This window comes from Bacteroidia bacterium, from assembly GCA_019695265.1.
In the GTDB taxonomy this organism is placed as follows: domain Bacteria; phylum Bacteroidota; class Bacteroidia; order JAIBAJ01; family JAIBAJ01; genus JAIBAJ01.
Genome location: JAIBAJ010000049.1, coordinates 1 through 25578 on the forward strand (window position 1 = coordinate 1; position 25578 = coordinate 25578).

Consider the following 25578-nt stretch of genomic DNA (forward strand, 5'->3'; position numbering starts at 1 on the left):
CGATTTGGCCCATATATCCGAATAATTTCTTCTACAACATCTGCTGCTCTGGTTACATCATTCTTGGCGGTTGGAACCAATAACTCCAAATAAGCAGAACTCTGCTCCCGAATCTTAAATCCTAAATCCAATAATACCTGACTAACTTCTTTTCTGTCCAAAGCAACTCCTAATAGTACATCCAAATACGACCATTCCAAGCGTATGGAAGCAGGAAGTACTTCCGTAGGATAAACATCCTGAACCGCCGATTCTACCCTTCCTCCGCAAACCTTACACAACAAATCTGCCGCCCTTAGTAATACTGAAACAGTGGCATTCGGATCTGTTCCTCGCTCAAATCGAAATGAACTGTCCGTTTTTATCCCATGCGCCTTGGAAGTCCTCCGAATGGAGCTGGGATCAAAATAAGCACTTTCCAGAAAAACCTTAGTAGTAGCTTCGCTTACCCCTGAATTCAACCCTCCAAATACACCTGCAATAACCATTGGCTTCTCGGTATCACAAATCATTAACTCTTCTCCATTCAAGATTCTCTCTTTTCCATCAAGTGTAGTGAATTTTTCACCTGCTACAGCTTTACGTACCACAACCTTGTTGCCTGCAATGGTTTCCGCATCAAAAGCATGCAATGGTTGTCCTGTTTCATGCAAAACAAAATTGGTTACATCCACCACATTGTTGATAGATTTTTGACCAATACTTTCTAACCTTTGTCTCAACCATTCCGGAGAGGGGCCTACCTGAATGCCACTTAAATACAGCCCGGAATATCTCGGACATAAACCGGATTCTTCTACCTGAATTAGTATTGGATTTTGATTTGGTAAAGTATTAACATCTAAATCAGCTTTCGGATAATTTATGCTATACGCATCAACTTTCCCATCCTGCCTGGATGCAGAATTTAATGCAGCAACCAAATCCTTTAAAACACCAATATGGGAAGCAGCATCGCAACGATTAGGCAAAATTGCAACTTCCATCACTGTATCATTCTCCAAATTAAAGTACTTGGCCGCCAAAACTCCAACCGGAGCATCATCCGGCAACACAATTATTCCATCATGCGATTTGCCAAGGCCAATCTCATCTTCCGCACATATCATCCCTAATGATTCCTCCCCCCTAATTTTAGCTCGCTTTATTTCAAATGGATCTCCCTCCAATGGATACACCATAGTACCTACCGGGGCAAAAACCACTTTTTGTCCGGCCGCAACATTCGGTGCACCACATACTACCTGAACCGGCTCGCCTTCACCAAATTTTACTTTTGTTAAATTTAAACGATCAGCACCCGGATGTGGCCACTTCTCCAAAACCTCCGCTATTACCAAACCTTTCAATCCTCCCTTAACGCTCTGAAACTCTTCTACCCCCTCAACCTCCAATCCACAACCGGTTAAAACAGAACTTAGCTGATCCACATCCAAGCCTTTCAAATCCACATATTCAGATAACCACTTGTAAGAAATTTTCATGTCGTATTTTCGTTAATTTTAGGAGACTGCAAAGTAAATAAATCCCTTGCTTGCTCCGGAGAAAACATAACAACCTTAAACCCAAAAGCTGTTAAACAAAGTTCCCCCCTTGCTGAAGATTATTAGATACCTCGACCAGTTGGGTTAGTAATCAGCTTGTAGCTTGCACCCCCGGGCAACGATTGAGGCAAGTAGCTCCAAGCCAACGCAGCGATTTAGCGGAGTTGACTTGGACTACAGTCGAAAGCGTGACCCGAACGCCCATGCAAACTGCCTGGAAATTTTACAAAAAATGGATGGCGGAGGGGGCCCGCATACTATGAATTATAAAATTAGACCTTCTTCTTGAGTGCCATTTGAAGAAAATCAAAAAGATTACTTATAAGGAATTGGCCGTATAACCTTCAAGTTAGAATATGAACAAATTCTAAAAATAGTCGCAAATCCATGACTATTCAAAAACCAACTCCATGTACTCAGAATCCCCAAACATCTGCTCGGAGGCATCATTCAATTGAGAAGCAGTCAATGCAGTAACCTCTCTCCATGTCTTAGCCAGCGGATTAGGCTCATTAAACAAAATCACACTCTTAGCATTCGCCAGCATCCGGTTCTGTAAATTTTGTTGAGACAAGGCCAATTGACCCTTCAATTGAATCTTGGCCTGATTAACCTGATTATCTGTTAATGGTTTCTCCACAAATTTCCTTAATTCCCTCAAAACCAATTCCCTGGTTTTTGGATAATACTTAGCATCCGTTGCAAAATACAAATTAAAAATTCCCGAATCGGAATAAGCATGAAAACTGGAATCTATCGCGTAGCAAAAGCCATATTTTTCCCTGATATTCAAATTTAAGCGACTGTTCATGCCTTGACCACCCAAAATATTATTTACCAAAGTAAAGGCCAATCGATTGGGATGAAACAAATCATAACTTGCCTTGCCAATTACCTGGTGCACTTGGTTTAACTTCTTCTTCACCACCTTCTTCTCTAAATTTCCTGCCTTGGGTGCTACCCTACCGGCTACATTTCCAGAAAAATCAGCAGATTCAAATGCTTGTTCTACCTGTTTTACAACCTTGTTAAATGGCAAATTACCTACATAACTTACCACCAACTCCGAATTGGAAAAATTACGTCTGATAAAATCTCTCAAATGGCTTTGTTTGAAGGACTTTAAACTGGAAACTGTCCCCAAAATATTCCTACCTAATGGATGATCCGGGAAAATATGCTCATCAAAACAATCAAAAATATCTTCTGATGGATTATCCTTATACATATTTATCTCATCCCGTATCACTGCCTTTTCCTTCTCTATCTCCTTCTCCGGAAATGTACTATTTAACAAAATATCTGAAAGCAAATCAACTGCTCTAGGAAAAAACTCATTTAAAAAAGAAGTATAAATGGTGGTTTCTTCTTTTGTTGTATAAGCATTAAGCTCGCCTCCAACACTATCCATCCTGCTCAAAATATGGACTGTTTTCCGTTTGGAAGTCCCCTTAAATATGCAATGTTCAATAAAATGGGCTAAACCATTTTCATTTTCCAATTCATCCCTGCTCCCTGTTTTAACCATAACCCCTAAATGGGAGACTTCGGTTGCCGCCTGAAAATAAATCAGTCTAATTCCATTGTTGAATTCGTGAATCATCAACTGCAAATTTCGAGAATTAATGTTTACCACTAAAGTAGTAAGTCACAATATTTTCGAATGCGTAACATTGCATAAAAATATACATGATTAAAGTAGCCATTATCGAAGACGAAACAGACATTCGTAGCAGTCTAAGCATACTTATCAACGGAAGCGATGGTTTTGCCTGCATTGGGCAATTTGAATCAACGGAAGAGGCTATTTCCTCCATTCCGAGGATAAAACCTGACGTTGTTTTGGTGGATATCCAATTAACAGGAAAATCTGGAATTGAAGCAGTGAAGGAATTAAAACCCAATTTCCCTGATACCCAATTTGTCATGTTCACTTCCCTGGAAGATCCGGATTCGGTGTTCAATGCCTTAAAAGCCGGAGCTACAGGATATCTTACTAAAACTACGCGTCCATCTCAATTACTCGATGCTTTAATGGATGTCCATAAAGGTGGCTCTCCTATGTCGTCACAAATTGCTCGCCGGGTGGTGGCATCTTTCGGACATGCCGAACCAAATCAAAATGCCGAGAAATTATCAGCACGTGAACAAGAAATCCTGGGTCATCTTTCCAAAGGACTGAGGTACAAAGAAATAGGTGATATTCTCTTCATTAGTACTGAAACTGTACGAACCCACATCCGGAATATTTACGAAAAACTTCAAGTAAATTCCCGTACTGAGGCAATTAATAAAGTATTTAACCGATAAATTTTTTCTAAGATTTTGGCGGGCCCCTTTCGCCCACCTACCTTCCGGCAAAACCCCAAAAAGAACCATTGGGCTTCAGGTCACGCTATCGGCTGTAGTCCAAGCCCACTCCGCTAAACGCTGCGTTGGCTTGGAGCTACTTGCCTCTATCGTTGCCCGAGGTGCAAACCCCAACTTACCTTTTCCAAACAGCCTTTCACGGATTAAAAGGTTTCATTTGGGACATGATATTCAATCCCATCCAATATTGAGATAGGGCTTACTAAACCTATTACTAATACAATAGCAATTTTGAATTAGTCCCATTTGGCTATGCAATCATTGGCCAAAATAGTTTTAGCCTCGGCATTTACCACTGTAATCATCGAAATAGACTTTGGACTATTTCTCAAATAATACCAGGTATACAGTATGTTAAGCCTATTTTCAATAGGAATTAAAACCTAAAATTGGACTAAACATACTGTACAATCGATATAGCATTGGTATTACAGACTTGCATTCGATAAAAACAAAAAGCATCCGGCAATCCGAACAACTTGGATAAAGGCAAGCATGCCGGCCCACCAATCCTAAAACAAAAAAGCCCCGTCATACGACGAGGCTAATACGTTAAAGTCAGGTATTAATGACCATCGGTCTCACCCGGTTTAAGAGGAACGGTTTGTTGAACAAAGTCCTCATCCATTCCAGGCTTACTGTAGTCATAAGGCCAACGGTGTACTTCAGGAATAGCACCGGGCCAGTTACCATGAACATGTTCCATTGGAGCAGTCCACTCAAGAGTGTTTGCTTTCCAAGGATTGTGAGGTGACTTAGCACCTTTGAAAATGCTGTAGAAGAAATTGAATAAGAAAACACATTGAGCCAAAGCACCCAGGATAGCGAAGGTAGAAACCATTACGTTTATATCTGAAAGGCTATCAAACAATGGGAACTCGGTATTAGAATAGTAACGACGAGGAACACCGGCCAAACCTAAGAAGTGCATTGGAAAAAATACGCCATACACACATACGATGGTAGTCCAAAAGTGAATATAACCTAGTTGTTTATTCATTTGACGACCATACATACGTGGGAACCAATGGTAAACACCGGCAAACATCCCGAAAATAGCAGAAGCTCCCATTACAATGTGGAAGTGAGCTACTACGAAATAGGTATCATGAACATTGATATCCAAGGCAGAGTCACCAAGAATAATCCCGGTTAATCCACCGGTGATAAAGGTTGAAATCAGACCGGTAGCAAAAAGCATAGCCGGGGTAAATTTAATATTCCCTTTCCAAAGCGTAGTAAGGTAGTTAAACACTTTTACCGCTGAAGGAATCGCAACCAACAAGGTAGTGAAGGTAAACACAGAACCTAAGAAAGGATTCATACCGGTAACAAACATGTGGTGCCCCCATACGATACAAGAAAGGAAGGCGATAACCAAAATGGAACCAATCATAGCTTTGTAACCAAAGATTGGTTTACGAGCATTAGTAGAAATTACTTCAGATGTTAGACCAAGTGCCGGAAGCAATACGATATATACCTCGGGGTGACCCAAGAACCAGAATAAGTGTTGGAAAAGGATTGGAGAACCACCGGTATGCTCCAATGCATGTCCACTGATGTAGATATCAGAAAGGTAGAAACTAGTTCCAAAGGAGCGGTCGAAAATTAGTAACAATGCAGCGGCAAAAAGTACAGGGAAAGAAAGAACCCCAAGAATTGCTGTTACCAAGAATGCCCAAATAGTTAAAGGCAAACGAGTCATCGACATCCCTTTAACGCGTAAATTTATAACCGTAACGATGTAATTTAAGCTACCCAACAAAGATGAAACAATAAAAAGAGACATACTAACCAACCAAAGCGTCATACCCAATCCGGAACCCGGAATAGCCTGAGGCAATGCACTTAATGGAGGATAAACAGTCCATCCGGCAGAAGCAGGTCCACTTTCAACATATAATGAAACCATCATTATAGCACAAGAAAGGAAGAAGAACCAATAGGATAACATATTCATAAAACCGGAAGCCATATCTCTAGCACCAATTTGATATGGAATCAATAAGTTAGAGAATGTTCCACTTAAACCACCGGTTAGTACAAAAAACACCATGATAGTTCCGTGGATAGTAACCAAGGCAAGGTACATATCAGGACTAAGAACTCCACCCGGAGCCCATTTACCAAGGAAAGTTTCCAAAATTGGGAAACCTTTACCGGGCCATCCCAACTGTAACCTAAAGAAGGTTGACATAAGCATACCTACAACTCCCATAATTACAGCAGTAACCAGGAATTGTTTAGAGATCATCTTATGATCTTGCGAGAAGATATACTTGCTGATAAACGACTCTTCGTGATGATCGTCATGAAAATGCTCATGATCATGACCGTGTGCATCGTTGTGACCGTGTTCCAATGTTTCAGCGTGTGACATGTATGTTTAAATTCAGATTTAATGAATACTATTAATAAATTAGTGACCTGTAGTAACTGCTACAGAAGTGCTGTCTGGTTTAACTTTTAAAGTGTCTGTACCAACTGCTAAAGAATCTGGAGCCGGAGCTGCTTCTTCTTTTGGAGCATTGGACTCAGCGAAAGTCTTCTTGTCAGCTAACCAACGCTCATATTCTTCCGGAGTATCAACAACAATTTTAATTTGCATGTTGTAGTGAGAAGCACCACAAATCTTGTTACAAAGAACAAGGTAATCAAAATTCTCGTTATTGGTTTTAGCTCTCATTTCGGCAGTTGTAATTGTTGGCACGAAATGAAAACGAGTAGTCATACCGGGAACGCAGTTCATTTGCGCTCTAAAGTGAGGCATATATGCACTGTGTATAATATCACGTGAATGAAATAAAAAGTTTACTGGTTTTCCTACCGGAATATGAAATTCTCCGCGTACAATTTTATCATCTGCTGCGTTTGGATCATTCACATCAATACCAAGGTCATTAGCACCTTCAATCAAACGGAAAGAAGAATTACCAAGTTTATTATCCTTACCGGCATAGCGTGCAGTCCAGTCGAACTGTTTGGCATATAGCTCAATGATAGGAGTATCCTCCGGAGCAGGAGTAGTAATGTTGTTCCATGTTTGAATACCGTAAACAATCAAAGAGGTAAGAACAACTGTTGGTACAACGGTCCAAATCAATTCCAATTTAGTACTGTGAGAGAAAAAGGAAGAAACTTGACCTTTCTTAGAATAGTAGCGATAAATAAAATAGAATAAAAACAAGTGGGTTAAAAAGAACACCACTGTAATAATAGAAAGAGATACTGCAAACAATTTATCTGTTTGTACACCGTGCTCTGAAGCTGCTATTGGCAATAATAATTCAGCATACTTATCTACTTGCCATAGAAAAAAGCCAAAAAAGCCAATTCCAAAAACAACCCAAACCAAGGCATTAACTTTGGAATCGTTCTCTTTAAGTTCATTCACATCTTCGCCACGTAAGATGGCAGAAATCTCCATTACTTTCATTAGACGTGCCAGAGCTAGCACCCCCAATACAACTGTAAGTATTAATAACCAATTCATTGTCTGATCTTTTTACTGTAAATTTAGATTATACGTGGTGATGTTTAGATTCCTCAAGGAATGGGTAGTTTTTAGCTACCAATGGGGCTTTAGCTAAAGAGCTGAGAATTACGAAAATAAATAAACCGCCAAAGGCCAATAACATTCCAATTTCTAATAAACCAATTGAACCATGTTCTTTCACTGTTCCAGGCATCACCATGATGTAAACATCTAACCAGTGACCAATAATAATTACATATCCAACCAATTTAACGGTACCCCAACGTCTTTTAGCATCTCTGGTCATAAGAACCAAGAAAGGAAACAAGAAATTAACTACAAGGTTTAATACCCAAAGTACTTTGTAATTTTCCCAACGATCAAGGTAATAAGTCACCTCCTCCGGAATATCAGAATACCAAATCAACAAAAATTGAGCGGTCCATAGATAAGTCCAAAAAACGCTGAATGCAAACATAAACTTAGCTAAGTCGTGCAAGTGGTTTTCGTTCACATGCTCAAAGTAACCTTTTTCTTTCAAGTGAATTACCGTAAGAATGATGGTAGTAATTGCTGTAACAAACATTCCTGCAAAAACATACCAACCAAACAAGGTAGAGAACCAGTGGGTATCAATACTCATGATTAAATCCCAAGCCATGGTAGAAGAAGTAACTGCAAAAAACACTAGGAACCAAGCAGCAAAGTCCATGGATTTTCTATGTTTAACAAAACTTTCTTGAAGATCCTCTTGCAAAGAACGTTTGCGGAAAGCTCTCATAAACAAAGTCCAACCCACGAAATAGGCTAAAATACGAGCCCAAAAGAAAACCGGGTTAAAAAAGCCCTGCTTTCCGGCAATTACTTCATCGTAATGTTCCGATTCAGGGTTATACAAATTCGGATCCATCCAATGGTACAAGTGATTTAAGTGAAATTGTCCGGCAAGGATACAAATAAGCACTACTAAAGAACCGATAGGAAGATATTGCATAATAGCTTCCGGAACACGTTTCAAACCGGCAGACCAACCAGCCTCTGCAACGAATTGCACAGCAATAAAGAAGGTCGCACCTAAAGCGATGGCCATGAAGTAAAAGCCATTCACTAACAGGTTAGCCCAAACGCGAGTATCAGCATGTTCATGAATGGTAAATGCACCAATCAAGGCAAGTAGAAGTCCCCCGCCCATTAGGCCGTAGGTAAGCTTCTTGCTATTGTCTGTAAAGTTATAATTCAGATTCATTCTAATTTCGATCTAAGCTAGGTTATTACTGTTTTTGCAAGGTTTGAACATAACGAATGACGGTCCATCTCTCCAATTTGGATAGTTGAGAAGCATGTGAACCCATTAAACCTTTACCATAGGTAAGGGTATGGAACATTTTTCCTTCTGGCAAATCTTTTAGAACCGTGCTGTATCCCGGAGGCGGTGGGAAATTACCGGTTTGGGTAATACTTCCATCTCCTTTTCCTTGTTCACCATGGCAATGAACACAAAATTTGGTATACAATTCTTTTCCCTTTTCTACACTCTCCGGAGTTGCAGGTACCGGATTTACTACGGTTGCTGAAAGCTCATAATCTTCCACTTTCAGACTATAGGGAATGTAATTAATAGGATTTCCTTCATACGGATAGCTTCCTTGGGTAACAGTACCATCTACCGGACCTCTGGAGGTAACGCTATCAGCGAAGTTAGGATTAACATTGTAGTATTCATAACCCACCGGGCGGTACATATCGGGCATATACTCATAACCGGGGCTTAAGGCTTGTTTCCTGCAGGAAGTCCCTAGGATGGCTATACCAACACCTACAGCGATTGTTAAACCTAGATTGGAAATTTTTGGAATTCTCATTTTCAAATTACCACAAATTATTTTTCAGAAATTTCAATTGCACCAGTGGTTTGCAGAATTGATTTAATCTTTTCTTCTTCCACTTTGTTATCACTCAGGTTGATTTGCATCATAAACTTGTCATCCGTAGTTCTTGGATCCGGATTATGAGGCTCTCTTCCTGGATATAACTTATTAATTAACATAAAGGTGATTACCATGCCGTGTCCCGCACAAAATACAGTCATCTCAAACAATGGTGGAATAAAAGCAGGCAAATTCAAATAAAAGGCAAAGTTTGGTTTACCACCAATGTTCATCGGCCAATCATGAATCATCATGTACCACAACATTAATGCACCTAAGGAAAGTCCGGTAGCACCGTAAACAAAGGCACCGATGGACAAACGAGTTCTTGGTACACCAATAACAGGATCGATTCCGTGAACAGGAAATGGAGAAAATACATCTTTGATGCGTACGCCATTTCTGCGCAACTCCTTGGCAGAGTTTAACAACCTTTCGTCGTCATCAAATAGTCCGTATATGATTTTATTGCTCATTTAACTTATTGCTATTCTGATTAGTGTTTGAATTGTGCACCTGATGATTTCAAGATGGATTTTAACTCAGCCATCGCGATTACAGGGAAGGTACGACTAAATAAAAGGAACAAAGTAAAGAAGATACCATTGGTTCCGATAAAGATTCCGATATCTACAAAAGTTGGGTGATAAATCAACCAGCTTGAAGGAACATAGTCACGGTGTAGTGAGGTAACGATAATTACAAAACGTTCAAACCACATACCAATATTTACGAAGATAGAAATAATGAAAGTGGCAATCAAGTTACGACGTATTCCACGGAACCAGAACAACTGTGGAGTAATAACATTACATGTCATCATGCTCCAGTAAGCCCACCAATACGGACCGGTAGCTCTGTTCAAGAAAGCATATTGCTCATATTCTACACCGGAATACCAAGAAATAAACAACTCGGTTAAGTAAGCCACACCTACAATAGAACCGGTCAAGGTAATTACTTTATTCATCGATTCAACGTGATTCAAAGTAATATAAGCTTCCAAGTTCAATACTTTCCGAACGATTAACAACAAGGTTAATACCATGGCAAATCCGGAGAAGATCGCACCTGCCACAAAGTATGGAGGGAAAATGGTGGTATGCCATCCAGGAATAATGGAAGTAGCAAAGTCCATGGATACAATGGTGTGAACCGAAAGTACAAGTGGGGTTGATAAACCTGCCAACACCAAAGAAAGTTCTTCAAAACGGTGCCAAGCTCTAGCATTACCACTCCATCCAAAACTCAATACATTGTAGATGCTGCGACGCAATGGGTTACCAGACATTTGAGCTCTGTCACGAATAGTTGCGAAATCAGGAATCAAACCGGAATACCAGAATACCAAGGAAATGGTAAAGTAGGTAGTTACCGCAAAAACGTCCCACATCAATGGTGAGTTAAAGTTAACCCACAACGAACCAAATTGGTTTGGAAGTGGAAACAACCAATAATCTAACCATGGACGACCGGTGTGCATTGTTACGAAGATGGCAGCACAAATAACCGCAAAGATGGTCATCGCCTCCGCAGAACGGTTAATAGACATACGCCATTTTTGACGGAACAACAATAAGATAGCTGAAATCAGGGTTCCGGCGTGACCGATACCAACCCACCAAACGAAATTGGTGATATCCCATGCCCAACCTACTGTTTTGTTTGCTCCCCAAGTTCCTATACCTGTACCAATGGTGTAGGCTAAACAACCAATACCATAAAGGGCGGTAAGGGCTGATAAACTAAAAACAATCCACCACCATTTATTGGCTTTCCCTTCCACCGGAAAGGAAATATCCTCAGTGATTTGATGCCAGGTTTTTTCACCTAAAATTAAGGGTTCCCTGTAATTTGATTCGTGACTTGCCATTTACGCTTCTACTATTTAAGTTAGTATCTGAGATTTTTAATTTTAACTAAAAACTTTAACGTTTTTGTTTTCTTCTACACTACGGTTACGAACTTTGGTCATGTACCAAATGTTTGGCTGAATACCTACTTCCTCTAACATGTGGTAACCACGTTCATCTTTAGAAACTTTTGCTACTTCAGTTGCTTCATCATTCAAGTCACCAAACAAAATTGCATTGGTTGGACAAGCAGTTTGACAAGCAGTTTGGATTTCACCATCGTTAATCTTACGACCTTCTTTCTTAGCTCTTAACTTACCACCTTGGATACGTTGAACGCAGAAAGAACATTTCTCCATAACCCCACGTGAACGAACTGTAACATCCGGATTGATGACCATTTTACCCAAATCATCGTTGAAATGGAATGGGAATTGCTCGTTATCAAAATATTTAAAGTAGTTGAAACGACGCACTTTATATGGACAGTTGTTAGCGCAGTAACGGGTACCAATACAACGGTTGTAAGTCATTTGGTTTAAACCTTCGTTACTATGTGTTGTAGCTGCGACTGGACAAACTGTTTCACAAGGAGCGTGGTTACAATGTTGACACAACATTGGTTGGAAAACTACTGAAGGATTTTCGGATGCATCTTCCATTGCCAAAAACTTATCAATTGCACCTATTCCTTCTTCTTCTGCCCTTTCTTCAGTCATTTCAGAAGTATAGTAACGGTCGATACGCATCCAATGCATCTCCCTGTTTCTTCTAACCTCATCTTTACCAACAACGGCAACGTTATTTTCACTTGTACAACTTGTTACGCAAGATCCACATCCGATGCAGGAATTCAAATCAATTGTCATACCCCAACGGTGACCTCTTTCGATTGGATGATCATCCCAAAGATTGATTTTAGTTGCAGCTACTTTACCGTGGTTGGTAGTTTGCAATTTTTTATCAGGGTTTCCGGATTTTGGATCTTTAATATAATCGGCCAACAATGTTTCTTTCACCATATCCCTACCCATCAACGTGTGGTGAGTTTGGGTAGCAGCTACCGGGTATTGCTCGTTGGCTTTAGAAACGCTCACATTTAGATTTGTGTACTCGAAATAACCATTGCTGCTAGAAACCATGTTAAATAGGTTAGCACCAATTCCATCCGCTGTTTTACCGGCTTTAGTTCTACCATAACCCAAGGCGATTGCAATGGTACCGGCTTTTTGACCCGGTTGAGGTATTGCAGGTAGTTTAACCGATTTACCATTGGCAGTAACTTCTACCATATCGGCCATTTCCCAGTTATCACCATCTTGGAAGGTAGTTAAACCTAATTTAACCATATCCGGAACAGCCATTGCAACATAGTTATCCCAAGTATATTTAGAAATTGGATCAGGAAGCTCTTGCAACCAAGGATTATTGGCCTGAGCACCATCACCCATTCCGGTTTTAGTGTAAATGACTAATTCAAAGGCTCCACCTGAAACTTTGGTAGCGGCAGCAGCGGCAGCATTTAAATCGGCTACATTGCTTACCGGAGCAGCAGGAGCCAATGCAGTTTCAAAAACTCCACCTTGTAAAGAACGAACCCAGAATTCATCTGCACTGTAGCCAGCGCTTGATTTTGAAAGTAAGCTAGTAGCCCAGAAGTTCTTAATAAAGCTATGGTAATCTCCGGAAATATCAGCCCAAGCCATCAAACTTTCTTGCATTTGACGTGTCTTGAACAAAGGAGCGATGGTTGGTTGAGTAATACTGTAGAAACCGGCTTTTGGCTCGGCATCATCCCAACTCTCTAAGTAATGGTTGGAAGGTGCCAGGTATTTAGTTAAAGAACCTGTTTCATCTGCACGATCACCAAAATAAACACTTAAGCCTACTTTTGGAAGTGCTTCAGCAAAACCGGCTAAAGAATAAGCAGGGTTGCAACCATTTATTAGCAGAGCATCAACACTACCACCTTTCATATCATTCAATAAGGCGATAACCTGACTATCTACGCCTTGACGCAAATTGATCGGGTTATCCAGGTCAATGGTAGTACCATAGTTTCCAAGTAATGCATTGATTGCATTAACAATGATTTGCACATTTGAATCATTGGAACCGGCAACAACGATAGATGCCCCTTTATTTGCCCAAAGTTCATTTGCAGCTTTTGAAATAGCTTTATCGGCTTCGGTTCCGGAAGAAGCTAAAGTAGCTGCACCGGCTTTCTTAGCCAACTCATTGTAGAGATTAACAAGAGCTTTAGCAGATTGAGAGGCTTTAATTGCTACGCGTACATCCGCATTGGAACCGGTCAAAGAAAGCGCGGTTTCAAATTGGAAGTGGCGGCTCATAGCCTTGTTTTTTGGGTTACGGGTATTTCCATAAGCCTTAGCAAATGCATTACCATTTAACCAAGTATTTAGGAAATCTGCTCCGAAACTTACGATAACTTTTGCTTTGTCGAAGTAGTAATCAGGGATTACGGATTTACCAAAGCTGGCAGCATTGGCAGTAATTAATCCGGAATACGAAATTGCATCGTAAGTAACTACCTCAGTAGTTGGGAATTTTGCCTTAAACTGAGCAAGCAATGCTTTGGTTGAAGGACTAATGATAGTTGAAGTTAAAACTCTGATTTTACCACCTTTGGCGCTAATCTCAGCCAATTTTGATTTAACTTCCGAATCAAGAGTAGACCAGCTAATTTGACGTCCGCCGGCTTCAGGTGATTTAGCACGACCACTGTCGTACAAACCTAAAACGGAGGAGTTAATTCTGGCATTTACGGTTCCTTTAGAAAAACCGGACACTTTATTACCTTCAATTTTAATAGGACGACCTTCGCGAACTTTAACAAGAATGCTTGCGTAGTCATTGCTATCATAGAAGGTAGAAGCATACCAGTTGGCTACACCGGGAGTTATATCTTCCGGTTTGTTTAAGTATGGAATCGCACGGTTTACAGGAGCTTCACAGGCTGCTAAGGTTGCGGCAGCAGTGGAGAATCCCAAAAACTTAAGGAAATCACGACGGTTTGTAGAAGTTTCTCCAACTTTCTCGTGGCCAAGTAGCTCTTCTACTTTAGCATTCTCAGGAAATTCAGACTCTACTGATTTTTTGAAAGATTCGCTAGGATTTAGTTGTTCTAGACCTTTCCAGTATATTTTATTGCTCATCGTTGGGATTATGCAAAGAGTTTTTGAAATAGTTTCAGATTAGTAGTGACATTTGGAACACTCGGTACCGCCCATTGTTTCAACGGTTACTTTTTCCATTCGGTCAAGTGATTTTTGGTTGTTCGCTTTCAAATATTTATTGAAACGGTGCTTGATGTCATCATAGTAAGGGTTACCAGTCATAGTAACTTGAGTTTCCCTGTGGCAATTAACACACCAACCCATCGTTAGAGGAGCATGTTGACTAACAACTGCCATGGAATCAACTGCACCGTGACAGGTTTTACATTCCACTTTACCAACCGAAACGTGTTGTTGGTGGTTGAAGTAAACGTGATCAGGCAAGGTATGAACTTTGATCCATTTAATTGGTTTTTGGTTTGGACCATAGGATTGAGTAGCAGGATTGTAATCCAATGCTTCATAAATTTTAGCAATTTCGGTTTTCCCTGTGTTTGGACCACTGGTTATTGCTTTGTGGCAGTTCATACAAACATTGGCTGAAGGGATACCTGCATGTTTACTTCTTTCAGCACCAGAGTGACAGTATTGACAATTGATTTTGTTAACACCGGCGTGTAATTCGTGGGAGAATTTAATTGGTTGTTCAGGTTGGTAACCAACATAAACACCTACACCCATCATGGCGTCCCATCCTAATTTAAATACCCAAAGAACAGCTAGGAAACCACCAACAGCGACTAATCTCTTGTTATTGGCCATCCAATAGCGAACTCCATCCATTCCTTCATGCAACTCCGGCGGAGTAGTTCCTTCTTTCTCAGCAATTACTGTTTCAAGGTTATGTTTAATACGACCTGTAAACAAGAAGACCAAGATAAATAATAAGGACAGACCCAACAAAATGTAGGTTACTGTATTATCATCCTGAGGAGCAGCTTTTTGTTCTGCAGCAGCAACAGGAGCGCCCGCTTTAGGCTCTTCTTTTGGTGGAGCAATAATGTAGTCAACAACCGCATTCAAGTCCTCATCACTGAGGTATTCAAATGCTGGCATTGCGCCTTTGTTGTTATCATTGTAAACCTTCACGGCATAAGCATCACCAGACTCTCTGAGTTTGATGTTGTTCTTCACCCATTTGGTCAACCAATCTTTGGCTGGGGAAGGAACTCGACCGGCGATTCCTTCCAAACCGGGACCGTTGACCTTCTCGGAGGTTACTTTGTGACAGGCAGAGCAATTCGCCTTAAAAATTGCTTTTCCATCCGCTGCAGCAAACGCATTTGACGCAGAAAAAACGGATAGGACTAAGGTAAATAGAAGTAAATGTTTTCTAAAATTCATGGAGCCTTCGCGGTTTGAACCTATTGATTTCTCTAATTTTTAGTGTTTCGGAACGTTGGAGAAACCCTCCAAAATTCCGCCGCAAAAATAGAAACACACGAGAAGTGTGATTAACTTTTTTTAAAGATTTACTAATTTAGAACAATTCTAAATAAGAAAGGTCAAAACTTAGGTACTTTTTCCAAAAAAAATGAGGTTGAAATTCCGAATAAATCTCCCTTCAATGCATGGAATAATTACTTTTGCATTTATGAATTGGATCTTGTTACCCTGCCTAACTCTATGCATTATAATAGGAAACGTATTTTTTTCTTTTTCCCAAGAAAGAGATTCCACTCGAAAAGGCAGTGTGATTATTAACGAATCGTCCGAAATTAAGACCTTGGTTGAAACTTATATTAACGAGTCTTCGTCCAAAAAAACTTGTGAAGGTTTTCGAGTTCAGGTACTTTCTGAATCCGGAAACGATGCAAAAAAGAAAGCCAACGATGCCAAAACCACTTTTTTGAGTCAATTTTCCAAGTACCCGGCCTATTTAATTTTTCAAACTCCCAATTTTAAAATTCGGGTGGGTGATTTTCGGACCAAACTGGAGGCCTATCATTGTTTAAAGGAAATTCAGTCCGTTTTTCCGAATGCCTTTGTTGTAAAGGATGAAATTCAATTTCCTGCAATTGAAAATTAATTCAGGGGATAGCCAACTGTTGTAAAATTCCGGCTTTTAATTGTACTTCTTCCCATTCCTTTTCAGGATCTGAATTAATGGTGATGGCCGAACCGGTGGCATAGAAGAACTTTTGTTCCGTAAGGTTGACAAAGATGCTGCGAATCAATACATTGAAATCGCATTCTCCAGTTGGTCCAACATACCCAAAACTTCCCGAGAAAGGTCCACGGGCAAAACATTCGTACTGTTCGATTAATTCCATCGCCTTTACTTTGGGTGCACCGGTCATGGATCCCATTGGAAATAAGGACTTAAACAAGTTTTCCGGGGTATAATTTTCCATTAACCGGCCTTGAACGGTTGAAACCATCTGATGCACATTGGGGAAGGTGTATACGCCACAGAGTTCATTGACCTTCACACTGCCAGGAAAACAAATTTTAGAAAGGTCGTTTCGAGTTAAGTCCACAATCATGCAATTCTCGGCTCTTTCCTTTTCATTCGTTTTTAGTTCGCTTATCAGGCTTTGGTCAGCTTGACGATTCTGACTTCTGGGGGCAGTACCTTTCATTGGTTGCACCCAAATATCCTGACCAACTCTTTTGAAAAAACGTTCCGGACTTAAGGAAATTATCAGGGTATTACCTATTCTGGAAAAAACAGAAAATGGAGCCTGAGCTAAAGCATTTAATCGAATAAAGAGATTTGCCCAGTCGACATTTTTATAGGATCCATCACTGGGAATACAATAGTTTATCTCATAAATATTCCCGGCCTTGATATGCAATTTTAATTCGTGGAGTATCTCCAAAAATCTATTCAAATCTACACCGGGATGTATGGAAATTTCCGTTGGTTCGGAAAAGGATTCGGAGTTGTTTTGTCCATAGGCCGACCAAGCCGACTCTAAGGTGAAGTATACCGATTTGGCTTCAAAAAAAACGGGATGTTCAGAGTAAGGCAAAAAGGAGGGATTGCTTGAAAAGAGCGATGGTTCCACTTTATTCTTATAATCATAGGGGACCCAACCAAAATGCCAAGCACCATTAGATTCAGGCCATTTAGATGCGGGAGAATTATCGTCAGACACCCCAAGCAGAAATTCATTCTCCACCGGAAAATTATGTCCGGAAGAATTGGATAATAGCAAGGCAAAATCAGATGGCTGATTCCATAATCCCTGCACTAATTGACTTAATTTTTGTGAATCCATGTAAAACCAAAGCAAAGTTGCATTAAATTTGGCTCTAAGTAATGTATATTCTTGGTGGGCAAGATAAAAAAACCGGTCGTTCGTAGATATTTTGTAAATATATTTTGATGGTTGGTGTTAGAAAGTTACTTTTGTTCACATAAGCTTTTAGACTATGCTAAAATTTTATCGCAATTCACTACTGGCAATCACTGTAATTTCGGCGTTACCAGAAATTACGAAATCCCAATCTACCAAACTGGTAAATGGCGGAGCTAAGATTAACATCAGCTCCGGTACCTTTGTATCCACAGAGGATTACGTTAATTCCACGGTGAGTGGTACCGACGGTGCCGTAACTAACAGTGGAGCTATTAAATTAACCGGAAACTGGACCAACAATGCAGCCAACGGGGTATTTACAACGAACGACGGCTATGTTGGATTTTATGGTTCATCTCCTCAAACTATTGGTGGAACTTCCGAAACAAAATTCAATAATGTATATATGGATTTTGGAAGTGCCAATAAAATCTTAGGTGTAAATACCACCATAGGAGGAGGTTTTGCTTCACCTTCAGGGGTTTTAGAGCTAAACGACGTAACCATTGAGTTAAACAGCAAACGCTTGACCATTACAAACCCAAGTAACACTGCTATAGATAATGCTGGTGGTTTTATCCGCAGCGAAACTACCCCGGCAGCCGGCTATGGCATTTTACGCTGGAACCTTGGAACCTCTACAGGATCTTATGAGATACCTTTCGGAACCAACTCTAACAGCGATATTAAATTCATTTACAATGTTGACAATGCTGCAGGTGTTGGAAGCGGTTACATCGATTTCGCTACCTACCCTACTGCCGGAGGCAATACTCCATTTGCAACCGGTGTAACACACGTTACCAACGATGCCGGAGTAGATAACTCAGCTAAAGTATATGACCGTTTCTGGATTATCTCTCCTAACGGATTTACCACCAATCCTAAAGGTAAATATGTATTTAAATATTTGACTGGAGAAATGGACGGAGCCTTGGAAACCAACCTTCGCGCACAACGTTTTAACACTGCACTAGGCAAATGGGGTGACTGGTTGTACAGCCCTCCACCAAATACCGGTTCTAAAACCGTAACCTTGGATATTGCCAACCCATTGGATTATTTCGATACCTGGACACTTGCCGACAACAGCAATCCTCTTCCAATTGAATTGGTGAGCTTCTCCGGAGAGTGTAATGGCAACAACGTAAGCCTTACCTGGACTACCGCCTCTGAAATTAACGTAAGTCATTACGAAATCGAAAGAACCTTGGATGGTATCCACTACGACAAAGTTACAGAAGTAGTAGCAGTTGGTTTTTCAAACAACCTTCACTCCTACTATGCCAAAGATGAACACCCTTATTCCGGTACTGCATACTACCGCATTAAAAGTGTTGACCTAGACGGAAGCGTTGAGTATTCTGATTTAGTTGCTACCGGTTGTCAATCCAACGACAACATCGAATTTAGCTTTCAAAATGCTTACCCTACCGGCGAAGGCAATTTGAACCTGGTATTTACTGCTGAGCAAAACGAAGGATTTGAAGCTTCCTTATTCGATATGTCGGGTAAATTAATCGCCAGCACCAACGGAAATGCTTCTGTAAAAGGTAACAATACCAGTCCAATGTTTATTGGAGACCTTGCCCCAGGCATTTATGTAATTAATATGTTGAATGGCGATCGCCTTTTTAGCAAAAAAATATTTGTAAAATAGTATAGTCCGAATAAAAGTAAAGAAGGCTGTTCTGAAAAGGCAGCCTTTTTTTATGCCCTCCACTTTAGTAGACATCCAAAACAAGTTCCTTCGGCCTCCATTTTATACATTATTATACTGTTAATAGAAAACAAGACAGGAATTAACTCTATTTTTTAATAGTTGGCGGGTCCCTTCGCCTAGAACATGTCACGCTTCCCTTTGATTGGTGCAAGGCTCAGGTCGGGCTATCCGTTCCAAGTCCTCGCCGCCCTTGGCTATCGCCGCGTGCGTCTGTGGGCTTTCCACTACTATCCCTACCCGGGGTGCAAACCCAAAATGTTGGCAAGGAATAGCCACTATTGTTGGAAAATTTAATTTTTTGCAACCATAAGGCTCCCCAAATTATTGAAAAAAGCGCCACCCTCCGGCCTTGCACCCCGGGCAACGATTGAAGCAAGTACCCCACAGCCCCAAACACTTTTGGGGCGAGGAGTACTGCGGAAAGCGTGACCTTTTTGCGATAAATTAAACCGGGAGTTTGCACGAAATAATGCCGCAAAAAGGGGCCCGCCAAATTATCTTAAAATAAACTACTTTTACCCTAACCAAACCGAACTGGGTATTGATGAAAAATTACCTGATTAAGCTTACTGTACTGAGCGTTTTAATGGGTGTAGCTGCTTTACTTTCGATGACTACCCCAAGGCCAGAGGAAAAAAGACTAGGATTTCATACCACGGAACAACTGGACAGCTTTCGTAAACATTTGGCCAGCCCTATTGAACCAGGGGAATATTTCCTTACACCATACCGTTGCCAGGGCTGCCACGGACATGATCCACAGGGAATTGCCATGGTAACAGAAAGCGGAAAAGATGTGAACCTGTTTGACGACTGGGAAACCTCGATGATGGGCTTGTCCGCTTACGACCCTTTGTGGAGAGCCAAAGTAAGTCAGGAAATTTTGACCAATCCGGCACATAGCAATGAACTACAAACCTTGTGTACCCGCTGCCATGCGCCGATGGGACATTATTCTGCGATGTTTAAAGGACACGAATTTTATACTTTGGCAGAAGTAGTACATGACTCCCTTGGATTAGGTGGAGTGGGATGCGGTGGTTGCCATGCTATTGGCCCTAATGGACTGGGAAGTACGTTTACAGGAATTATTCCGTTTGACACCAACCGGGTTGAATATGGACCATTTGAAAACCCAATGGCGGGTCCAATGCAATTGTATGTTGGATTAACACCAACCTATAGTCAACATGTAAGTTCGGGTGAATTTTGTTCGCCTTGTCATACCCTTATTTCCCATACTGTAGATTTAGAAGGAAACCCAACCGGTGGAGTATTTGTGGAGCAAGCAACCTTTCATGAATGGAAAAATTCGGTGTATCCATCGCAGAATAAAACATGTCAAAAATGCCACATGCCACAGGTGGAGGATCCCATGCGGATTGCTGTGGGTTACCTCGCGATAACACCCCGCACACCATTTAACCTGCATAGTTTTGCCGGGGCCAACAGGTACATGGTGGAGTTGATTAAACAAAATAAAAACAGTTTATCGATTTCTGCACCAGATGCAAATTTTGATTCCACCTTAGCAGCCATTGACCGAATGTTATTAGGACAAACTTTGCAATTAAGCACCCATTTGGATTCGATGGCCAATGATACGGTGTATGTGAAGGTAAAGCTGGAAAACAAGGCCGGGCATAAATTTCCGAGTGGGTATCCATCGAGGCGAGCGGTTTTGCAAGTAACACTGATTGGAGAAACAGGAGACACCTTGTTTATTTCAGGGCAATCGGATGCAGTTGGAAATGTAGTTGGGGTTGATAGTCCATTTGAGCCACATTATGACCTAATTACCTCTGCCGACCAAGTTCAGGTATATGAGATGATTATGGGCGATGTAAACGGAAACCGAACAACTGTTTTGGAACGAGCAGCCATTCATTTGAAAGACAACCGATTGGTTCCACAGGGCTTTACCACTACCCATGCAAGTTATGATACAGTTCAAATTGTTGGAGGGGCAGCCACGGATGCCAATTTTAACCATATCAACGGAATAGAAGGAAGTGGAACAGATGAGATTTACTATCACCTGGCCTTACATGGATATTCCGGTGAGGTAAAGGTTGTAGCCAAAATGTTATATCAAACAGTTATGCCATCGTGGTTTGATGAAATGTTTATGTTGAGTTCTGCCGAAATTGATTCCTGGAAAGAAATGTATTTGAACTCAGACAGAAGCTTGATTACAGTGGACAAGGATTCCCTGACGATACTGCCGGTATCGTGGTATTCCAAAGGGAAGAATCAACCCAAGGTTTGGCCTATGCCAGCGACAGATGGGCGATTTAATATAGAAACCGGAACTCGGCTAGTTGAGATTAAGGTTTACGATTTGGAAGGAAATATGGTGAGGTGGATAAAAAACCCGGCAAACACCAAGCGATTGGAGTTGTACCTTCCGGGGAGAAAGGGTTGTTATATTCTTAAGATACAAACAGTTACCGGAGAATATACCCAAAGAATTCTGAGCATTTAGTTATAAAAATAGTAGTACATTTACCCAAGATAAAATACCCAACAAATGAAAAAATTGTTTACCTGTATACTTTTAGGGGCATCTGTTTCAAGTATGGCACAGACCGCCTTTACGAATGGTGTTGCCCGATTTACTGGCAATGCTCACAGTGGAGTTTGCACCGCTGTAGTAGATTGGAATGGAGATGGATTAGACGATATTATTGCATTGGATCAGGGAAATTCGGTAGTGGTTCATGTTCAAAAAACGGGTTCACAATTTCAAAATGTGTCATTGGGAAGTTTTGGAGAAGGTTCAGGTTGGTCGTGGGGGATGGCGGTAGCTGACATTGACAAGAACGGGTATTTAGATGTTTTGGCGGGAGGATATGGTCCGGCAGTAAAAATATTAATGAGTAATAACCAAGGCAATGGTTCGACTTTGGTATCCTTACCGAATTCCAATTATTTTTTACAAAATGTGACATTTGGAGATTTTAATAACGACGGCTGGATTGATGTATTTTGCTGTGATGACAATGCTGCGGCTCATGTATATGTGAACGACGGGGCCGGAAATTTACAGATTTCGGGCATCATAAACACCTCCCTGAATCCGGGCATAAATTATGGTGGAGACCCGGCTGATAGCGGAAATTATGGCAGCGTTTGGACCGATTTCGACAACGACGGAGATCAGGATTTGTATGTTGCACATTGCCGTCAAAGCAGCAGTGACCCAACGGATTTACGCCGGATAAACCGTATGTTTGTTAACAATGGTGATGGAACTTTTACTGAAAATGCTGCCGCCTATGGTTTAAACATTGGCTGGCAAACCTGGACGGCCAGTTTTGGAGATATTGATAACGATGGAGATTTTGACTTGATGTTAACCAACCATGATTACCAAAGTCAGATTTTGGAAAACGATGGAAGCGGCCATTATACCGACATTACAGCCACAACCGGATTTACTACTTCTGACATTACCCCGATTGAAAGTGTAATGGAAGATTTTGACAATGATGGATTTGTGGATTTATTGATTTCCGGTTCTGATGTTCGCTTTTTTCACAACAACGGGGATAAAACATTTACCCGAATCGACAACCTAATGAATGCAGGCATGCTCACCTTTGCCACCGGAGATTTGAACCACGACGGTTTTATTGATATATATTCCGGTTATGGATCTATCTACACCACACCGAGTTCCATAGCGGATATGTTGTGGGTAAACAATGGCAACGAAAACCACTTTTTTACCCTTACCTTAAAAGGAACCGCCACCAATATTGGTGCAGTAGGTGCCAAAGCCATGATTTATGGTACCTGGGGAGTACAAGTTAGGGAAGTAAGAGCAGGAGAAAGTTATGGCACTCAAAATTCTTCGCAACTTCATTTTGGGTTAGGAAATGCAACTGCAATTGATTCAGTTGTTATTCATTGGCCATCGGGTATTGAACAAACCATCCAAAATCCGGCTATTGATCAATTTTTAACCATTACTGAAAGTACTTGTATTTCACCTGAAGCCATATTAAGTTCAACCGGTCCAATGGTATTATGTGTTGGACAGGATTTAACTCTGAATGCTCCAAGCGGTGCCGGTTATTCTTATGTATGGTCAACCGGAGAAACCACTCCAAGCATAACCGTGAATACAGAGGGTGAATACGGGGTTAGGGTTAGTTTGAGCGGAAATGCATGCAGTTCTGTTTCAAAAACCATTTATTTACAGATTGCTCCCGATGAAACCCCTTCGATTTCGGTCAATGGGGATTTGCAGGTTTGCCGTGGAAGTGTTGTGGTCCTTTCCGGTCCATCCAATGCGTTGGCCTATAGCTGGTCAAGCGGACAAAACACCCAAAGCATTGATGTAACCCAAAGCGGAAGTTATGTATTAACCATACAGGGAGCCTGCCAAAACTGGACTTCAGATCCGGTGGATATTACGGTATTGGCAGAAAATGCACCTGTGAGTCAGAATTATATTATTCCGGTTCCACAGAGTGTTACCCTTTCCGCTACCGGAAATAACCTTACCTGGTACGATGCTCCGATTGGAGGGAATGTATTGGGAACGGGAAATACTTATACTACTCCGGTGATTCAAAGCCTGACAACTTATTACGTGGAAGGCACAGAAACCCTTACCGGAGCCACTCATGATGTAGGAATGATGATGCCAAGCGGTGCCAGCCAATACAGTGGTGACAACAATACCAATGCAATCACCTATTTCGATGTTTACTCTCCGGTAACGCTTGTTTCGGTACGAGTTTACACCGATTTACCCGGAGATCGTAACATTCAGTTATTTGACGGAAATGGTGGTTTGGTATATAGTCAGGTATTTACCATCTCACCTGATTCCATGGATTTGCATCTGAACTGGAGTTTAAATCCGGGTACAAACTATTCTATTTCTACTGATGCAAGTTATAATCAGGTAATTCCGAACAACAACGGAGGAAGCACTCCACGCTTAAAACGTAACAATGTAGGCGGAGTTTACCCATATACCCTGAACGGACGTATGAGCATTACCGGTAACAGTATAGGAAGTCAGTACTACTATTACTTCTACGACTGGAAGGTTCAGGATCCAAGCATGGAATGTACAACCGAACGCACCGAGGTTAATGTTGATTTAGCCGTTTCGGCCGAAGAAAACAGTTTGGAAGGATTTGGAATTTATCCTAACCCAACGGCCGGAAAATTCGAAATAAATACTACCCAATTTCAGGGAACTATTGCCCGTGTGCTAGATTTGACCGGACGCACCTTGCATGAAGTTGAACTTAAAAGTGCCAAAACCGAGCTTAATCTGGTTGGTTTGAGTGCCGGAATTTACCAGGTTTCACTTGAAAATGAGCAAGGTAGAAGGACAGAGAAATTGGTAATTCGATAGATTCAATAGCCTCTTATTAACTACAAAAACCAAATTCGGGTAGGGCGTTTCAACTACCTGAATTTGGTTTTTGCATTTGATTGTTTTTGTTGAGCCTAGCTAAACAAAAAGTCAATGTCTTCTTTACTAAGTTTTTTCACAAAGGCAGTGTCGTCACCTACAATATCGCCGGCAAGTTTTTTCTTCTTTTCTTGGAGTTGCAAAATCTTCTCTTCCACGGTATCCTTGCAAATCATTTTATAGGCGAAGATGTTTTTTGTTTGGCCTATGCGATGGGTACGATCGATGGCTTGTTGTTCAACTGCCGGGTTCCACCAGGGATCAACGATATACACGTAGTCGGCAGCAGTTAGGTTCAGACCTGTTCCACCTGCAGTAAGGCTGATGAGGAACACTTTGCAATCCTCGTCGTTTTGGAATTTTTCTACTACTTCCTTGCGATTTTTAGTCTTACCATCGAGGTAGGCAAACGGGATACCATGTTCTGTTAGCTTTTTGGCCATAATATCCAACATACCTAAAAATTGAGAGAAAATTAAGGCTTTGTGATTGCTCACGTTTTCGGTTATTTCCCTAATTAATTCTTCGGCTTTAACTGATTCGGTGGTATGGTAACGGTTATCGGGAATCAGGCTGGGGCTATCGCAAATTTGACGTAGACGCATTAAACCTTGCAGAACGTGCATATTGCTTTGTTCCAAACCGCTATCGGCGATACGTTGCATAAGGAAGTCGCGGTATTCGTTGCGAAAAGCATCATACACCCGACGTTGATTAGCGCCCATTTCGCACCAAAGAACCATTTCGGTTTTCTCCGGAAGGTCTTTAGCAACTTGCTCTTTGGTACGACGGAGCATAAA

Annotated in this window: 17 protein-coding genes; 5 read left to right on the forward strand and 12 right to left on the reverse strand. The window is 41.1% G+C overall.

Annotated features, from left to right (window positions below; genetic code table 11):
- Positions 1 to 1484, reverse strand: a 1484-nt coding sequence (pheT, locus tag K1X82_08685; protein MBX7182173.1) for a phenylalanine--tRNA ligase subunit beta, incomplete at its 3' end; no start/stop codon positions are given.
- Positions 1485 to 1935: 451 nt separating this feature from the next.
- Positions 1936 to 3147, reverse strand: coding sequence for an insulinase family protein (locus K1X82_08690; protein MBX7182174.1), 1212 nt, complete (start codon positions 3145 to 3147; stop codon positions 1936 to 1938).
- Positions 3148 to 3233: 86 nt separating this feature from the next.
- On the opposite strand from K1X82_08690, the gene K1X82_08695 reads away from it, so the two are divergent.
- Positions 3234 to 3854 (forward strand): response regulator transcription factor, encoded by a 621-nt coding sequence (locus K1X82_08695; protein MBX7182175.1) that lies wholly within the window; start codon positions 3234 to 3236, stop codon positions 3852 to 3854.
- 625 nt (positions 3855 to 4479) lie between these two features.
- On the opposite strand, the gene K1X82_08700 is transcribed toward K1X82_08695, so the two are convergent.
- The 8 genes from K1X82_08700 to K1X82_08735 all read right to left on the reverse strand — a co-directional run bounded on the left by K1X82_08700 (position 4480) and on the right by K1X82_08735 (position 15654).
- Positions 4480 to 6297: a cbb3-type cytochrome c oxidase subunit I gene (locus K1X82_08700; GenBank protein MBX7182176.1), complete on the reverse strand. Its 1818-nt coding sequence runs from the start codon at positions 6295 to 6297 to the stop codon at positions 4480 to 4482.
- A gap of 39 nt (positions 6298 to 6336) precedes the next feature.
- Positions 6337 to 7410 (reverse strand): cytochrome c oxidase subunit II, encoded by a 1074-nt coding sequence (locus K1X82_08705; protein ID MBX7182177.1) that lies wholly within the window; start codon positions 7408 to 7410, stop codon positions 6337 to 6339.
- A 28-nt stretch (positions 7411 to 7438) separates the two neighbouring features.
- Positions 7439 to 8584 carry a quinol:cytochrome C oxidoreductase gene (locus tag K1X82_08710; protein MBX7182178.1) on the reverse strand — a complete coding sequence of 382 codons (1146 nt, stop codon included), beginning with the start codon at positions 8582 to 8584 and terminating at the stop codon, positions 7439 to 7441.
- A 79-nt stretch (positions 8585 to 8663) separates the two neighbouring features.
- Entirely contained in the window at positions 8664 to 9254 is a 591-nt protein-coding gene (locus K1X82_08715; GenBank protein MBX7182179.1) for a cytochrome c, read from the reverse strand.
- 17 nt (positions 9255 to 9271) lie between these two features.
- On the reverse strand, positions 9272 to 9796 hold the full coding sequence (locus K1X82_08720; GenBank protein MBX7182180.1) for a DUF3341 domain-containing protein: 525 nt from the start codon (positions 9794 to 9796) through the stop codon (positions 9272 to 9274).
- 20 nt (positions 9797 to 9816) lie between these two features.
- Positions 9817 to 11193 (reverse strand): polysulfide reductase NrfD, encoded by a 1377-nt coding sequence (gene nrfD / locus K1X82_08725; GenBank protein ID MBX7182181.1) that lies wholly within the window; start codon positions 11191 to 11193, stop codon positions 9817 to 9819.
- 42 nt (positions 11194 to 11235) lie between these two features.
- Entirely contained in the window at positions 11236 to 14349 is a 3114-nt protein-coding gene (locus K1X82_08730) for a TAT-variant-translocated molybdopterin oxidoreductase (protein MBX7182182.1), read from the reverse strand.
- Positions 14350 to 14388: 39 nt separating this feature from the next.
- On the reverse strand, positions 14389 to 15654 hold the full coding sequence (locus tag K1X82_08735; GenBank protein MBX7182183.1) for a c-type cytochrome: 1266 nt from the start codon (positions 15652 to 15654) through the stop codon (positions 14389 to 14391).
- Between the two features lie 250 nt (positions 15655 to 15904).
- Between K1X82_08735 and K1X82_08740 the strand changes: the two genes are divergently transcribed.
- Positions 15905 to 16339, forward strand: coding sequence for an SPOR domain-containing protein (locus K1X82_08740; GenBank protein MBX7182184.1), 435 nt, complete (start codon positions 15905 to 15907; stop codon positions 16337 to 16339).
- A gap of 1 nt (position 16340) precedes the next feature.
- Here K1X82_08740 and K1X82_08745 read toward each other — a convergent pair whose 3' ends face one another.
- Positions 16341 to 17534, reverse strand: coding sequence for an anthranilate synthase component I family protein (locus tag K1X82_08745; GenBank protein MBX7182185.1), 1194 nt, complete (start codon positions 17532 to 17534; stop codon positions 16341 to 16343).
- A 154-nt stretch (positions 17535 to 17688) separates the two neighbouring features.
- Here K1X82_08745 and K1X82_08750 point away from each other — a divergent pair, with 154 nt between their 5' ends.
- The 3 genes from K1X82_08750 to K1X82_08760 all read left to right on the forward strand — a co-directional run bounded on the left by K1X82_08750 (position 17689) and on the right by K1X82_08760 (position 24718).
- Entirely contained in the window at positions 17689 to 19275 is a 1587-nt protein-coding gene (locus tag K1X82_08750) for a T9SS type A sorting domain-containing protein (GenBank protein MBX7182186.1), read from the forward strand.
- Between the two features lie 607 nt (positions 19276 to 19882).
- The gene (locus K1X82_08755) at positions 19883 to 21823 is read left to right on the forward strand and encodes a T9SS type A sorting domain-containing protein (GenBank protein ID MBX7182187.1); all 1941 of its coding nucleotides are present in this window, start codon (positions 19883 to 19885) and stop codon (positions 21821 to 21823) included.
- Positions 21824 to 21868: 45 nt separating this feature from the next.
- Positions 21869 to 24718 (forward strand): FG-GAP-like repeat-containing protein, encoded by a 2850-nt coding sequence (locus K1X82_08760; GenBank protein ID MBX7182188.1) that lies wholly within the window; start codon positions 21869 to 21871, stop codon positions 24716 to 24718.
- Positions 24719 to 24813: 95 nt separating this feature from the next.
- Here K1X82_08760 and K1X82_08765 read toward each other — a convergent pair.
- The coding region (locus tag K1X82_08765) for a helicase SNF2 (protein MBX7182189.1) at positions 24814 to 25578 on the reverse strand (765 nt) is incomplete at its 5' end.

Bases quoted from the DNA above. Each gene is read 5' to 3' on its own strand.
- nrfD (MBX7182181.1), bottom strand. From the start codon at position 11,193: ATGGCAAGTCACGAATCAAATTACAGGGAACCCTTAATTTTAGGTGAA.
- K1X82_08735 (MBX7182183.1), bottom strand. From the start codon at position 15,654: ATGAATTTTAGAAAACATTTACTTCTATTTACCTTAGTCCTATCCGTT.
- K1X82_08740 (MBX7182184.1), top strand. From the start codon at position 15,905: ATGAATTGGATCTTGTTACCCTGCCTAACTCTATGCATTATAATAGGA.
- K1X82_08705 (MBX7182177.1), bottom strand. From the start codon at position 7,410: ATGAATTGGTTATTAATACTTACAGTTGTATTGGGGGTGCTAGCTCTG.
- K1X82_08745 (MBX7182185.1), bottom strand. From the start codon at position 17,534: ATGGATTCACAAAAATTAAGTCAATTAGTGCAGGGATTATGGAATCAG.
- K1X82_08755 (MBX7182187.1), top strand. From the start codon at position 19,883: ATGAAAAATTACCTGATTAAGCTTACTGTACTGAGCGTTTTAATGGGT.
- K1X82_08715 (MBX7182179.1), bottom strand. From the start codon at position 9,254: ATGAGAATTCCAAAAATTTCCAATCTAGGTTTAACAATCGCTGTAGGT.
- K1X82_08720 (MBX7182180.1), bottom strand. From the start codon at position 9,796: ATGAGCAATAAAATCATATACGGACTATTTGATGACGACGAAAGGTTG.
- K1X82_08760 (MBX7182188.1), top strand. From the start codon at position 21,869: ATGAAAAAATTGTTTACCTGTATACTTTTAGGGGCATCTGTTTCAAGT.
- K1X82_08700 (MBX7182176.1), bottom strand. From the start codon at position 6,297: ATGTCACACGCTGAAACATTGGAACACGGTCACAACGATGCACACGGT.
- K1X82_08695 (MBX7182175.1), top strand. From the start codon at position 3,234: ATGATTAAAGTAGCCATTATCGAAGACGAAACAGACATTCGTAGCAGT.
- K1X82_08750 (MBX7182186.1), top strand. From the start codon at position 17,689: ATGCTAAAATTTTATCGCAATTCACTACTGGCAATCACTGTAATTTCG.
- K1X82_08690 (MBX7182174.1), bottom strand. From the start codon at position 3,147: ATGATTCACGAATTCAACAATGGAATTAGACTGATTTATTTTCAGGCG.
- K1X82_08710 (MBX7182178.1), bottom strand. From the start codon at position 8,584: ATGGGCGGGGGACTTCTACTTGCCTTGATTGGTGCATTTACCATTCAT.
- K1X82_08730 (MBX7182182.1), bottom strand. From the start codon at position 14,349: ATGAGCAATAAAATATACTGGAAAGGTCTAGAACAACTAAATCCTAGC.